The organism is Amycolatopsis sp. A133, assembly GCF_031082405.1.
Lineage (GTDB): Bacteria > Actinomycetota > Actinomycetes > Mycobacteriales > Pseudonocardiaceae > Amycolatopsis.
Genome location: NZ_JAVHJU010000034.1, coordinates 47833 through 61413, shown reverse-complemented (window position 1 = coordinate 61413; position 13581 = coordinate 47833). Strand labels below are relative to the sequence as shown.

Genomic DNA, 13581 nt, shown 5'->3' with positions numbered 1-13581 from the left:
CATCTCGCGTGACTGGAGGGGCATCTCGCGTGACTGGAGAGGCATCTCGCGTGAGTGGGCGGGCATCTCGCATTGGCGCGGCGACCGAGGTTCCCGGGCACCGGCAGCCGCGCTATTCTGGGGCCGGCCTTCCTCGCCGTCTCCGAGGACCGATCCGGCCGAATCCCACCAAGGAAGCTGACTGCCGTGTACGTGCTGCCCGAAAAGACCACCGGCCCCGAGCGCGAGCTGCTGGAGGCCATGCTCGACCGCAACCGGCTCGCGCTCGTCGAAAACGCGCGCGGCCTCTCGGAAGCCGACGCCCGGCGCCGGCTGGTCCCGTCGCTGACCACCCCGATCAGCTTGGTCAAGCACGCCGCCGTCGCCGAGCGCCGCTGGTTCCAGTGGCTGATCGCCGGGCTCGACGAGGCCGGGATCGACGGTCCCTCGACGCCCGGGGACGCCAGTTTTGTGGTCACCGAAGAGGAAACCGTCGCCGACGTGATCGCCGAGTACGAGCGGACCAGCGCCCGCTCGCGCGAGATCGCGGCGGGCTTCTCGCTCGACGACCGGTGGACGCACCCGGTCGTCGGCGAGGTCACCCTGCGGTTCGTCTACCTGTTCCTGATCGAGGAGCTCGCCCGCCACACCGGCCACGGCGACATCCTGCGGGAGCAGCTCAGCGACCGCTGATCGCGTACTCCCCCACCGGCTCCGCGACGATCCGGCGGTCCACGACGGACTGCAGGATCTCCCCCACCCGCACCGCGGTGTTCGACAGCAGCGACGACGTGATGCCGTGCGTGTGCTCGGTGCCGCCCTGCAGGTAGATCCCGCCGCGCAGCGGGAAGTCCGTCGTCAGCCGGTAGTCGCGCTCCACGCGCAGGCGACCGGCCTCGTCGCGCAGGCACCGCGGACCCAGCTCACCGAGCAGCGGCGTCGGGTCCGCGGGCCGGTAACCCGTCGCGTACACGACCGCGTCGGCCTCCAGCACCGTCTGCGAGCCCGTCGTCAAGGACTCGATCGTGACCGTGCCCGCGTCGGTCACCTCGACCGGGCGCGAAACGTTGAACAGCCGCAGCCGTTCCACGCCCAGCACCTTCTCGCGGTAGACCCGCCGGTACAGCTCGTCGATCAGGTCGATGTCGACGGCCGAGTAGTTCGTCGCACCGTGGTAGCGCATCAGGCGGTCCTTCACCGGCTCGCCCGCGCGGTAGAACTGGTCGACGGCTTCCGGGTCGAAGATGCGGTTCGCGAACGAGCTGTCGTCGGCCGGGCTGTAGCCGTAGCGCGCGAACACCGCGCACACCTCGGCGTGCGGGAATTCGTCGTGCAGCAGCGCCGCGACCTCGGCCGCGCTCTGGCCGGCGCCGACCACGACGAACCGCTTCGGGTCGGCACCGCCCAGCGCGTCCACGCGGAACAGCAGTTCGCTGTTGTGCCAGATCCGCGGGCCGGCGGTGACGCCGTCGGGCAGCTGCGGCCGCAACCCCGTGCCCATCACCAGGTTCCGGGCGCGCAGCGACGAACCGTCCGACGCCTCGACGTCGAAGTAAGCCACTTCCGCACCGTCGTACACCGGCTTCACCGACACGACCTCGGTGCCGTAGGAGACGACGTCGTCGACCTTCGCGGCCGCCCACTCGAAGTAGTCGTGGAACTCGACCCGCAGCGGGAAGAGGTTCTTGTGGTTGATGAAGTCGACCAGCCGCCCGGCGGCGTGCAGGTAGTTCAGGAAGCTGAACTCGCTGGTCGGGTTCCGCATGGTGACCAGGTCCTTCATGAACGACACCTGCATGGTCGCGGTGTCGATCAGCATCCCGCGGTGCCAGCCGAACCGCGGCTGCCGCTCGAGGAAGTGCGCGGTCACCGGCTCGCCGGTGCCCGTGTTGTGCTCGGCGAGGGCGATCGCGAGGGCCAGGTTCGACGGTCCGAAGCCCACGCCGACGATGTCGTAGATCGGGACCTCTGCACTCATGTTGCTCCCTCGCGCGCTCCGGTACGGTTCAGGGAACCCTAACCTAACTTAGGCGAGCCTCGCCTAGTACGTTCGTGGTGATGTTCGTCCCCGACCCTGAAAGGCACTCTCGAATGCGCGTGGCGATGTTCGGCTACCAGACCTGGGGGCACCGGACCCTGCAGGCGCTCATCGACGCGGGCCACGAGGTCGCGCTCGTGGTGACCCACCCGAAGAGCGACCACGCCTACGAGCGGATCTGGGCCGATTCGGTCGCCGACCTCGCCGAGGCCAACGACATCCGGGTCCTGCTCCGCAACCGGCCGGACGACGCCGAACTGCTGTCCGAGCTCAAAGCCGCCGACCTCGACCTGATCGTCGCGAACAACTGGCGCACCTGGCTGCCGCCGGAGATCTTCGAGCTGCCGCGCCACGGCACCCTGAACATCCACGACTCGCTGCTGCCGGCGTACGCGGGCTTCTCGCCGCTCATCTGGGCCATGATCAACGGCGAGCCCGAGGTCGGCGTCACCGCCCACCTGATGGACGGCGAGCTCGACGCCGGCGACATCGTGCTGCAGCGCGCGATCCCGGTCGGGCCGTCCGACACCACGACCGACCTCTTCCACCGCACGGTCGACCTCATCGCGCCGATCACCGCCGAAGCCATCCAGCTCATCGAGACCGGCTTCACCCCCGTGCCGCAGGACCGGTCGAAGGCCAGCTTCTTCCACAAGCGCGCGAAGCGGGACAGCCTGATCGACTGGACCCAGCCGCCCGCCGACATCGAACGGTTCGTGCGTGCACTGTCGGACCCGTACCCGAACGCGTTCGCCTACCACCGCGGCCAGGAGCTGCGGATCACCCGGGCGTCGGTTTCGCAGGGCCACTACGGCGGCACGCCGGGCCGGATCTTCATCAAGGAGGGCGACGGCGTGGTGATCGTCGCCGGACCGGACGCCCGCACCGGCCGGTCCCCCGGCCTGCTGGTCGAGCGCGTCCGCACCGCCGACGGCACCGATCTGCCCGCGCACGAGTACTTCAAGACGATGGGCGGGTACCTCACCGACCGCCCGTGACCGGTGAGCGGGACATCCCTTGGCGGCGGCCACGCCGGTGAGCAGGATGTCCCGCATGGCCGGGATCAGCTTCCTCGACGAGCACCGCATCTGGGTGCTCACCGGGGACTCGGGCACGTACGCGCTGCGGCTCGGCGAAGACGACGCCCCGATCCACCTCTACTGGGGCCCCGCGCTGTCCGACGCCGACGTCGTCGAGCTGGCCGGGAAAACGCTTCCCTGGTGGGACGGCTTCAACGATCCGGACGAGGGGCTCGGCGAGCTCGCCGCCGACGGCGGGACCCGGTACTGGACACCCGCGCTCCAGGTCCGCTTCGCCGACGGGACGCGGGCCCTCGAATGGCGGTACGAGGACCACAAAATCACCGGCGGGCACCTGCGCATCCGCTTCGCGGACCGGCATTACCCGCTGCGGATCACCCTGCACTACCGGCTGCGCGGCGCCGTCCTCGAACGCTGGACCGAGCTGTCCGCCGACGTCGACGTCGAAGTCGTCCGGGCCGACTCGGCCACCTGGGCCCTGCCGGTCTTCGAGGACTACCGGCTCAGCCACGTGACCGGCCGCTGGGCGGCGGAGACCCAGCTGCGGCGAACACCCGCGCCGCACGGCGAAACCGTCTTCGCCAGCCGTCGCGGGATCACCAGCCACCACGCCAACCCCTGGGTGATGGTCGACGACGGCACGGCGACCGAGCGCCACGGCGAGGTCTACGGCGTCGCACTGGCCTGGAGCGGGTCGTGGCGGCTGACCACCACCCGCTCGTCGACCGGGCGGCTGACCGTGAGCGGCGGCTTCGGCCAGGACGGCGTCGTCCACCGCGTCGGGCCCGGCACCCCGCTGACCACCCCGGTTTCCGCCGGGCTGTACACCGGCGGCGGTTTCGGCGCCGCGAGCCGCGCGTGGCACACCTACGTTCGCGCGCACGTCCTGCCGCACCCGGAAGAACTGCGTCCGGTGCTCTACAACTCGTGGGAAGCCACCGGATTCGACGTCACCGAGGGCGGGCAGCGGGCCCTCGCCGAGCGGGCCGCCGCCCTCAGGGCCGAGCTGTTCGTGCTGGACGACGGCTGGTTCGGCGCCCGCACCGGCGACCACGCCGGGCTCGGCGACTGGCACGTCAACCGCGAGCGCTTTCCCGACGGGCTGAAACCGCTGGCCGGCGCGGTGCACGGACTCGGCATGCGGTTCGGCCTCTGGGTCGAACCCGAGATGGTCAACCCCGACAGCGACCTCTACCGCACCCACCCGGACTGGGTGCTGCACCACCCGCACCGGCGCCGGTCGCAGCTGCGGCGGCAGCTGGTGCTCAACTTCGCGCGTCCCGACGTCGCCGCGTGGGCGCACGACTGGCTCGACCGGCTCGTCGGCGAACACGGCATCGACTTCCTCAAGTGGGACATGAACCGCCCGTTCAGCGAGGCGGGCTGGCCCGGCGAAGACGACCAGGACCGGCTGTGGGTCGAGCACACCCGTGCGGTCTACGCGCTGCTCGACCGGCTGCGCGCGGATCACCCCGGCCTGCGGATCGAGGCGTGCGCGGGCGGTGGCGGCCGGATCGACCTCGGCGTGCTCGCCCGCACCGACCAGGTCTGGACCTCGGACAACACCGACGCCCTGGACCGGCTGCGGATCCAGCACGGCTACGGCCAGCTCTACCCGGCCGGCGCGATGGCGGCCTGGGTCACCGACAACCCCAATTTCGTCACGGCCCGCTCGGTGCCGCTGCGGTTCCGCTTCCACGTCGCCATGGCCGGCGTGCTCGGCCTCGGCGGCGACATCGTGCGCTGGTCCGCTGAGGACCTGGCGCTCGCCCACGAGCTCGTCGCGCTCTACAAGGACATCCGGCCGGTGGTCCAGCACGGGGCGCTGTACCGGCTGCGGCCGCCGGTCGACGACGGCCTCGTCGCTTTCCAGTACGTCCACGGCGACCGCGTGGTCGTCTTCGCCTTCCGGCAGGCCGCGCACTTCAACGCGCCGGAGCGGCCGCTGCGGCTCGAGGGTGTTGATTCCGCTCACCGGTACCTGGATCCGGATTCCGGGCACACGCACCGCGGCGCGGTCCTGCTCGCCCACGGGCTGCCGCTCGGCCTCCCGACCGGCGACTTCTCGAGCGCGGTCGTGCAATTGCAGCAAAAGATCTGATCTATCGGCGCCTTCCGGCCCGATTCGACGGTATTCGACGCTTGACACCGCCTTAGACGTCCGATCAAATGCGTCATACATCACATATGGTGGGTCGCACGTGGGAGGCACGATGAGAAGGTCACTGGCGCTGGGAGCAGCGGCGCTCCTGGCGGTGAGCGCGTGCTCGGTCGGGTCGGGTACCGGCGGCAGCGGCGGCGACGCGGAGATCACCTTCCTGACGTTCGAAACCCCGAACCTCACCCCGGCCTACTGGGACGCCGCGATCACCCGCGTCACCGGCAAGAACCCGGGGATCAAGGTCAAGAAGCTCGTCGCCCCGACCGCCGACGGGCGAACGTCGTACGCGAAGCAGCTCCTGCAGTCCGGCCAGTTCCCGGACGTGCTGATCGCCGTCGATTCGGCCGGCTTCGCCGAAGCGGGCCACCTCTACGCCTGGACCCCCGACGAGCTGAAAGACTTCCAGTTCCCGGAGGCCAACCCGGTCAACGGCAAGTACTACCAGCTGCCGGCGAACACCCAGACCATCCCGCCGATCTACTACAACAAGAAGATGTTCGCGGACGCGGGCATCGCGGCGCCCCCGAAGACCTGGGACGAGCTCGTCGCCGACGCCGGCAAGCTCAAGGACAAGGGCTACGCGCCGTTCACCATCGGCGGCGGCAAGGACGGCTTCCCGTCATCGATGATCCTCTCCGGCCTGGTCGGCACCGAGGTCTACAACACGACGCCGGACTGGCTCACCCAGCGGCGCCGGGACAAGGTGAAGTTCGCCGATCCCGCGTTCCGGCACGCGTTTTCGAAGCTCGCCGACCTCGCGGCGAAGGGGTACGTGGACAAGACCAGCGTGTCCCGCGACTACGCGGCGACCGAGCAGGCGTTCCTCGACGGCCAGAGCGCGATGTACCCGATGGGCAACTGGTTCGCCGCCAACGCCGACTCGAAGAAGCACGACTTCGAAATCGGCGTCTTCGACTTCCCGACCGAGGACGGCAAGCTCGTCGTCCCCGCCTACACCGGCGGCGGCATGATCGTGAACGCCCAGGCGAAGAACCTCGACGCCGCCCGGAAGTTCGCGCTCGGTTTCCAGCTCGACAAGGACCAGCTGGACGCGTCGGTGAAGGCCGACGGCCTGTTCCCGGCGATCAAGGGCTACACCCCGCCGTCCGGTGCCGGGCCGGTGTTCAAGGCCGGTTACGACCTGTACACCCGGGCCGTGCAGCAGAACGCCGTGGTGCACGCCTTCCGCTGGGAAACCGCCGACGACGGCCTGCTGCCCGGCATGAAGGACAAGGTCGACCAGGCCGCCCAGGACGTCATCACCGGCCGGAAGTCCGTGGCCGACGCGTGCGCGTTCCTGGACACCGAGTGGGCGAAGGCGAGCTGACGTCCTTGACCGCCGTGGTTGCGCCTTCCGCTCCGCCCGCCACCCGCCGCTCCGCCGGCCGCCGCAAGCCGATCCTGCCGCGGGTGGCGCACTTCGCGTCCTTCGGTGCGCCGGGCGTGCTCGTCTACCTGTGCTTCGTGCTGGCACCGATCCTGATCAGCTTCGGCTACAGCCTGACCAACCACAACCCGTTCCGCCCGCCGGTGAAGTTCGTCGGGTTCGGCAACTACCGGCAGCTCTTCACCGACGAGCAGTTCCTCACCGCGCTGGAGGTGACCACGATCCTGACGGTGATCGTGGTGATCGTCCCCAACGTGCTGGGTCTCGCCGTGGCCCTGCTGCTGGACCGGAAAGGCCTGCTGTACAACGCTTTGCGGAGCGTGTTCTTCACACCGGTGATCCTCAGTTCGGTGGTCGTCTCGATCGTGTGGTCCCGGCTGCTCGACGACCGGGGGCCGCTGAACGGCCTGCTGCGGGCGGTCGGGGTCGAGCACCCGCCGGGCTGGCTGTCCGATCCGGACGTGGCGCTGTACTCGGTCGCGTCGATCGTGTGCTGGCAGATGCTCGGGTTCTGCGTCGTCGTCTACCTCGCCGGGCTGCAGGGCGTGCCCGGAGAACTGCTGGAAGCCGCGGAAATCGACGGGGCCGGGCCGGTGCGCCGGTTCCGCGCGGTCACGTGGCCGCTGCTCGCGCCGTCGCTGACGATCAACACCGTCGTGCTGCTGATCTCGGCGTTCAAGACCTACGACTACGTCAAGGTGATCACCAACGGCGGTCCGGGTTCCGGGGCCACCGCGACGATCGCGTTCGCCGTGCTGCAGACGGGGTTCGACTCGAACCACGTCGGCTACGCCTCCGCGATGGCCGTGCTGATGCTGGTGATCGTCGCGGTCGTGACGACGGTCGTGCTGGGTTTCCTGCGCCGCCGGGAGGTGGACCTGTGACCCGGCCGTCGGTCGCCCTGCTCGTGAGCGCGGTGTTCTTCGTCCCGCTGTACCTGGTGCTGGCCAACGTGTTCAAGCAGGGCGAGCTGATCGCGAAGGAGCCGGCGTCGCTGCCGTTGCCGCCGACGCTGGCGAACATCCACGCGGTGCTGACCCGGCCGGACGGGCTGTTCTGGGTCAGCCTGGCCAACAGCGTCGTGGTGACCGTGCTGTCGATCCTGGTGCTGACGGTGCTGTCGGCGATGCTGGGCCACTACCTGGCGCGCTCGGGCAAGCGGTGGACGAAGGTGCTGACGCTGGTGCTGCTGGCCGGGCTGATGATCCCGCCGCAGGTCATCCTCATCCCGATCACCGACGTGCTGCGCGCGACCCACCTGATGGCGACGCTGCAGGGCCTGATCCTGTTCAACGTCGGTTATTACGTGCCGTTCGGGGTGTTCGTGTTCACCGGCTTCATCCGCGGCGTGCCGGTGCAGCTGGAGGAGGCGGCCCTGCTCGACGGCGCGAGCCGGATGCAGGTGTTCTGGCGCGTGGTGTTCCCCCTGCTGCGCCCGGCGACGGCATCGGTGCTGATCTTCCTCGGCGTGTGGATCTGGAACGACTTCATCGACCCGCTGATCATCCTCGGCCCGAGCCAGGGCACGACGATCACGACCGGCATCTACCGGTCGATCGGCCAGTACCAGGCGGACCTGGGCAGTGTGTTCGCGCTGATGTTCCTGGCGACGCTGCCGGTGCTGATCTTCTACCTGGCGCTGCAGAAGCAGTTCGTGAAGGGTTTGACCGGCGGCGCGACGAAGGGTTAGCGCGGCACCGCCGCTTCACCGGCGGCCAAGGGCCCGGAGTCCGGGACCCCGGCGTAACCGGGCAGCTCGACGCCGTTGAGCGCGCGGTCGATCACCTCGGTGAGCCACTCGGCGCCGGGCTCCTCGCCCGGCTCGGCGTCCGGCGCGGCACCGTCCAGGCTGCGCGCGTGCAGCCGGCCGATCTCCTGGTTGGCCTCGACGAACGAGCGCATCCGCCGCTCGTAGCCGTCAAAACCGGCCTCCGGGTCCCAGCCGGCCTCGGCCAGCTCGCCCGCCAGCAGGTAGGCGCCGACCAGGGCCAGGCCGGTGCCCTGCCCGGACAGCGGCGACGAGCTGTACGCCGCGTCGCCGAGCAACGCCACCCGGCCGCTCGACCAGCGGTCCATCACGACCTGGGCGACCTGGTCGAGGTAGAAGTCCGGGGTGTCGTCCACGTGCGCGAGGATGCGCTGGGTCCACCAGCCCAGGCCGGCCATCCGCTCGCGCAGCAGGCGCTTCTGGGCTTCGACGTCGCGGTGGTCGACCTCGAGACCGGCGGCGGTGAAGGAGAACATGGCCATCGCGCGGGTGGCGTCCTGGATGGGCCGCAGCCCGGCGGAGCGGCCGGGCTCCTGGTGTTCGATCAGCCAGCGGTCCAGGCCGAATTCGTTGGGCACGCTGTAGAAAGACATCACGTGCCCGAGGTGGCGGACGAACCGCTCGCGCGGCCCGAAAACCATCGCCCGCAGCGCCGAGTGCAGCCCGTCCGCCCCGATCACCAGGTCGAAGCGCTGCCGGTCGCCGCCGGCGAAGACGACGTCGACCCCGTCGGCGTCCTGGGTCAGCTCCGCGATGCGGTCGCCGAAGCGGTACTCGACTCCGTCGCGGGTGTCGTCGTACAGCACCCGGGACAGATCACCGCGCAGGATCTCGATCTCCGCGATGAACCCGTCGCCGCCGTCGTCGTCCGCGCGATGGGTCTCCAGCACGGTGCCGTCCGCGTCCACGGTGTACGCGCCCGCGGTCTCGGTCCGGGCGGCGCGCACCGCCGCGTCCAGCCCCATCCGCCGGATGACCTCCTTGGTCACCCCGCGCGCGTCCACCGCCTGCCCGCCGGGACGCAGCCCCGGCGCCCGCTCCACGACGGTGACCCGGGCTCCCCGCCGCCGCAACCAGTGGGCCAGCGCGGGTCCCGCGATGCTCGCCCCCGCCACCAGCACTTCGTTCCCGCTCACCGCGCCCCCTCCGTCCGGCTCCCGGATCGTACTGCGGTCCGCGCTCAGAGCACCTTGACCATCGTGTCGGAGTCCGGCGAGCCGGCGCCCACGGCCTCGTAGCCCTCCGCGAGGTAAAGCCGGTGCGCGAAGTTCCGCCGTTCGACGCTGAGGCTGATCCGCCGGAGGCCCGCCGTCCGGGCGCGGGCTTCGACGGCGTTCAGCAACGCGCGTCCGACACCCCGGCCACGCCAGGCGGCAGCCACGCCGATCGTCAGCTCGGGGACGTCGGCGGCCACGAACCCGTAGCCGGGGTCCTCGAGCGGGAAGAAGCGCAGCCAGGCCGCGCCGACCGCGTCCCCCTCCGCTTCGGCGACCACGCCGAGGTCGCCGTCGCGCGGCCAGCCCGCGACGTAGTGCGCCGTGTCCGGCGCCCCCAGCACACGCCGCTTGCTCTTGCGCTTCCACTCGGTGGACCAGTTCACCGCTTCGACGAGCATGTCGGCCAGGAAGTCACCGTCCGCGGCGGTCGCCGGGCGGATGATCACCGCTCGCGGACCTTCCCGCCGTCGACTTCGAACCGGCGCGTCACGTGCACCGCGTCGAGCATCCGGCGGTCGTGCGTCACCAGCAGCAGTGTGCCCGGGTACTTGTCCAGCGCCGCCTCGAGCTGCTCGATCGCCGGCAGGTCCAGGTGGTTCGTCGGCTCGTCGAGCACCAGCAGGTTCACCCCGCGGGCCTGCAGCAGCGCCAGCGCTGCCCGCGTGCGCTCCCCCGGCGACAGCGTCGCCGCCGACCGCAGCACGTGCGCGGCCTTCAGCCCGAACTTCGCCAGCAGCGTCCGGACGTCGGCGTCGGCGAGCTCCGGGACCTCGCGCGCGAACGCCTCCGCGAGCGGGACGTCGCCGAGGAACAGCCGCCGCGCCTGGTCGACCTCGCCGACCACAACACCGGGGCCGAGCGCCGCGCCGCCCTCGTCCAGCGGCACGCGGCCGAGGAGCGCCGCGAGGAGCGTCGACTTGCCGGAGCCGTTCGCGCCGGTGATGGCGACCTTGTCCGCCCAGTCGATCTGCAGGTCGACCGGGCCGAGCGTGAACCCGCCGCGGCGGACCACCGCGCCGCGCAGGGTCGCGACCACCGCGCCCGCGCGCGGGGCCGCGGCGATCTCCATCCGCAGCTCCCACTCCTTGCGCGGCTCGTCGACGACGTCGAGGCGCTCGATCATCCGGTCGGTCTGCCGCGCCTTCGAGGCCTGCTTCTCGGTGGCCTCGGTGCGGAACTTGCGCGCCGCCTTGTCGTTGTCGGGTTGCTTCCGGCGGGCGTTCTTGACGCCCTTCTCCATCCACGCCCGCTGCATCCGCCCGCGCGCCTCCAGCGACGCCTTCGTGTCGGCGTACTCGTCGTACTCCTCGCGCGCGTGCCGCCGGGCGACCTCGCGCTCCTCGAGGTAGGCCTCGTACCCGCCGCCGAAGACGTTCACCTGCTGCTGCACCAGGTCCAGCTCGACGACGCGGTCGACGGTGCGGGCCAGGAACTCGCGGTCGTGGCTGACCAGCACGGTCGCCGCGCGCAGCCCGGACACGAACCGCTCCAGCCGGGCCAGGCCGTCCAGGTCGAGGTCGTTCGTCGGCTCGTCGAGCAGGAAGACGTCGTAGCGGCTGAGCAGCAGCGAGGCGAGCCCGGCCCGCGCGGCCTGGCCCCCCGACAGCGACGTCATCAACTGGTCCAAGTCGACGGCCAGGCCCAGGTCGGCGGCCACTTCCGCGGCCCGGTCGTCGAGGTCGGCGCCGCCGAGGGCGAGCCACCGGTCGAGCGCCGTGGCGTACCGGTCGTCCGCGCCGGTCTCGCCCGCGGTGAGCGCCTCGGTCGCTTCGTCGAGGTCGGCCTGCGCCGCCGAGACGCCGGTCCGCCGCGCGAGGAAGGCCCGCACGGACTCGCCGTCCCGCCGCTCCGGCTCCTGCGGCAGGTGCCCGACGGTCGCGGACGGCGGGTTCAGCCGGATCTCCCCGCTGTCGGGCTTCGCGAGCCCGGCGAGGGTCCGCAGGAGCGTGGATTTGCCGGCGCCGTTGACCCCGACCAGGCCGACGACGTCACCGGGCGCCACGACGAGGTCGAGGCCGGAGAAGAGGATGCGGTCACCGTGGCCCGCGGCCAGGTCCTTCGCGACGAGAGTTGCGCTCATGAGGTAGCCGAGTCTACGACGCCGTGGTGAACTGTCAGATCAAGGTCAAAAGCACCGGCTGTGTGTGTCCCGTGGCGCTTTGATCACTCAGTGTGGGTACCCTGTTCGGTTGTCAGTCCCGCACGCAGTGAGGTCGGTGAACAGCATGGGCGAGCCCGCTCCCCCGGTCACCCTCGGCCGCAGGCCGAAGCCGAGGGAAGGCCGATCGTCCGCGCCACGGCCCACGGTCAGCCGGCGCCGCGAGGTCAGTCACGCCAGCGCGCGGTCGCTGCTGATGACCGTGCTCGGCGAGTACGCGCTGCCGCGCGACAAGCCGGTCTGGACGTCGATGCTGGTCGAAGTGCTCGGCATCCTCGACATCGAGGAGAAGTCGGCGCGGCAGGCGCTGGCCCGCTCCGCCGCCGAGGGCTGGGTCGTCTCCGAGCGCGTCGGGCGCCGCGTCCGCTGGTCGCTGACCCCGCCGGGGCGCCGCCTGCTGACCGAGGGCGCCGACCGGATCTACGCGTTCGGCCGCGAGGAGCGCCGCTGGAACGGGCAGTGGCTGATGCTGATCGTCTCCGTGCCCGAAGCCAAGCGCGACCTGCGCCACCGGCTGCGCACGCGGCTGACCTGGGCGGGCTTCGGCTCGCCCGTGGCCGGCGTGTGGGTCAGCCCCGACCTGTCCCGCCAGCGGGAGGCCCAGCAGATCGTCAGCGACCTCGGCCTCGACGCGCAGGCGATGTCGTTCACGGCCGCCTACGGCGAGGTCGGCGAGCAGGAGTCCATGGTCGCCCGGTCCTGGGACCTGACCGAGCTGAAGGAACGCTACGAGGACTTCATCGACCGGTTCACCGGCCTGCACCCCACCGGCGGCCGCGCGGTGCTGCGGGCGCAGACCGAGCTGGTGCACGAGTGGCGGCGGTTCCCGTTCCTCGACCCGCAGCTGCCGGCCGAGCTGCTGCCGGCGAAGTGGAGCGGGACAAAAGCGGCGGAACTGTTCCATCACAAACACGTCGACTGGCGCCCCGAGGCCCAGCAGTATTGGGACGACATCGTCGAAGCCGAAGAAGCAGGGTGAACATGACTCAGCAGGTCCGCCTCGATCGTGACGGCGGGCTCGCCGTCCTGACCGTCGACGCCCCGCCGTTGAACCTCTACACGGCTTCGCTGCAGTCCTCCCTGGCGTCCGCCATCGGCGCGCTCGAGGCCGAACCCGCGCGGGCGCTGCTGATCCGCGCCGAAGGCAAGATCGTCAGCGGCGGCGTGGACGTCTCGCTGTTCGAGGCCCAGAGCTCGCCCGCCGAGGCCAAGGTGCTGTTCGACGAGATGCTCGCGGTGCCGGACCGGATCGCGGCGCTGCCCTTCCCCACCGTCTTCGCCGCCCACGGCCTGTGCCTGACCTGGGCGTTCGAGGTCGCCGTCGCCTGCGACATCATCCTCGCCGCGTCGCGCGCGAAGTTCGGGCTGGTCGAGAAGGTCGTCGGCCTGACGCCGACCATGGGCGGCACCCAGCGGCTCGCGGACCGGGCCGGCGTCGGGCGCGCCAAGGAGTTCGTGCTGACCGGCGACACCTACGACGCCGCCACGCTGGAGCGCTGGAACGTCGTCAACCGCGTCCTGCCGGACGAAGGCTTCGACGACGCGGCCCGGGCGTTCGCGCTGCGGCTGGCTTCGGGGCCCACCCGGGCCCACGCGGCGACCAAACGCGTCCTCGACCACTACTCCGCCGGCGGCGTCCCCGAGGCGAACGCCCACATCACGACGATCGCGGCCGGGCTCTTCGAGACCGAGGACCTCCGCAACGCCGTGAAGTCGTTCCTGGCCGACGGGCCGGGGAAGGCGACCTTCTCGGGGCGTTAACCGGCCGTTCGGCCGGCGGTAGCCACCGTTCGGGCGTGCGCGGTTCTCCCCGCACCGGGTTACATTCGATGT

General features: G+C 71.0%; 12 protein-coding genes. 8 read left to right on the top strand and 4 right to left on the bottom strand.

What is annotated here, in order from left to right; all coding sequences use genetic code 11:
• Positions 1-186 precede the first annotated feature (186 nt).
• Entirely contained in the window at positions 187-672 is a 486-nt protein-coding gene (locus Q5425_RS22230) for a DinB family protein (protein ID WP_308674201.1), read from the top strand.
• On the opposite strand, the gene Q5425_RS22225 is transcribed toward Q5425_RS22230, so the two are convergent.
• Positions 659-1957 carry a lysine N(6)-hydroxylase/L-ornithine N(5)-oxygenase family protein gene (locus Q5425_RS22225; RefSeq protein WP_308674200.1) on the bottom strand — a complete coding sequence of 433 codons (1299 nt, stop codon included), beginning with the start codon at positions 1955-1957 and terminating at the stop codon, positions 659-661. The two genes, Q5425_RS22230 and Q5425_RS22225, sit on opposite strands and share 14 nt — an antisense overlap.
• A 113-nt stretch (positions 1958-2070) precedes the next feature.
• Between Q5425_RS22225 and Q5425_RS22220 the strand changes: the two genes are divergently transcribed.
• The 5 genes from Q5425_RS22220 (at position 2071) to Q5425_RS22200 (ending at position 8295) form a co-directional block, all read left to right on the top strand.
• The gene (locus tag Q5425_RS22220; RefSeq protein WP_308674199.1) at positions 2071-3015 is read left to right on the top strand and encodes a methionyl-tRNA formyltransferase; all 945 of its coding nucleotides are present in this window, start codon (positions 2071-2073) and stop codon (positions 3013-3015) included.
• Positions 3016-3070: 55 nt separating this feature from the next.
• Positions 3071-5158 (top strand): alpha-galactosidase, encoded by a 2088-nt coding sequence (locus Q5425_RS22215; RefSeq protein ID WP_308674198.1) that lies wholly within the window; start codon positions 3071-3073, stop codon positions 5156-5158.
• A gap of 112 nt (positions 5159-5270) precedes the next feature.
• A complete protein-coding gene (locus Q5425_RS22210; RefSeq protein WP_308674197.1) occupies positions 5271-6545 on the top strand; it encodes an extracellular solute-binding protein in 1275 nt (424 codons plus the stop codon).
• Complete coding sequence (locus Q5425_RS22205; RefSeq protein WP_308674196.1) at positions 6527-7489, top strand: sugar ABC transporter permease; 963 nt, start codon at positions 6527-6529, stop codon at positions 7487-7489. Before Q5425_RS22210 ends, Q5425_RS22205 begins: the two co-directional genes overlap by 19 nt.
• Entirely contained in the window at positions 7486-8295 is an 810-nt protein-coding gene (locus Q5425_RS22200) for a carbohydrate ABC transporter permease (RefSeq protein WP_308674195.1), read from the top strand. The genes Q5425_RS22205 and Q5425_RS22200 overlap by 4 nt, the downstream gene beginning before the upstream one ends.
• Here the strand turns inward: Q5425_RS22200 and Q5425_RS22195 are convergent.
• Genes Q5425_RS22195 through Q5425_RS22185 form a run of 3 tightly spaced genes read right to left on the bottom strand, consistent with a single transcriptional unit; the run spans position 8292 to position 11670 of the window.
• Positions 8292-9509: an FAD-dependent monooxygenase gene (locus Q5425_RS22195; RefSeq protein ID WP_308674194.1), complete on the bottom strand. Its 1218-nt coding sequence runs from the start codon at positions 9507-9509 to the stop codon at positions 8292-8294. The genes Q5425_RS22200 and Q5425_RS22195 overlap by 4 nt on opposite strands.
• Positions 9510-9553: 44 nt before the next feature.
• Positions 9554-10036 (bottom strand): GNAT family N-acetyltransferase, encoded by a 483-nt coding sequence (locus tag Q5425_RS22190; RefSeq protein WP_308674193.1) that lies wholly within the window; start codon positions 10034-10036, stop codon positions 9554-9556.
• A complete protein-coding gene (locus Q5425_RS22185) occupies positions 10033-11670 on the bottom strand; it encodes an ABC-F family ATP-binding cassette domain-containing protein (RefSeq protein WP_308674192.1) in 1638 nt (545 codons plus the stop codon). Before Q5425_RS22185 ends, Q5425_RS22190 begins: the two co-directional genes overlap by 4 nt.
• A gap of 145 nt (positions 11671-11815) precedes the next feature.
• Between Q5425_RS22185 and Q5425_RS22180 the strand changes: the two genes are divergently transcribed.
• Together Q5425_RS22180 and Q5425_RS22175 are read left to right on the top strand one after the other, a co-directional pair.
• A complete protein-coding gene (locus Q5425_RS22180; protein ID WP_308674191.1) occupies positions 11816-12727 on the top strand; it encodes a PaaX family transcriptional regulator C-terminal domain-containing protein in 912 nt (303 codons plus the stop codon).
• A 2-nt stretch (positions 12728-12729) separates the two neighbouring features.
• Entirely contained in the window at positions 12730-13509 is a 780-nt protein-coding gene (locus Q5425_RS22175; RefSeq protein ID WP_308674190.1) for an enoyl-CoA hydratase/isomerase family protein, read from the top strand.
• The last annotated feature ends 72 nt before the right edge of the window (positions 13510-13581 follow it).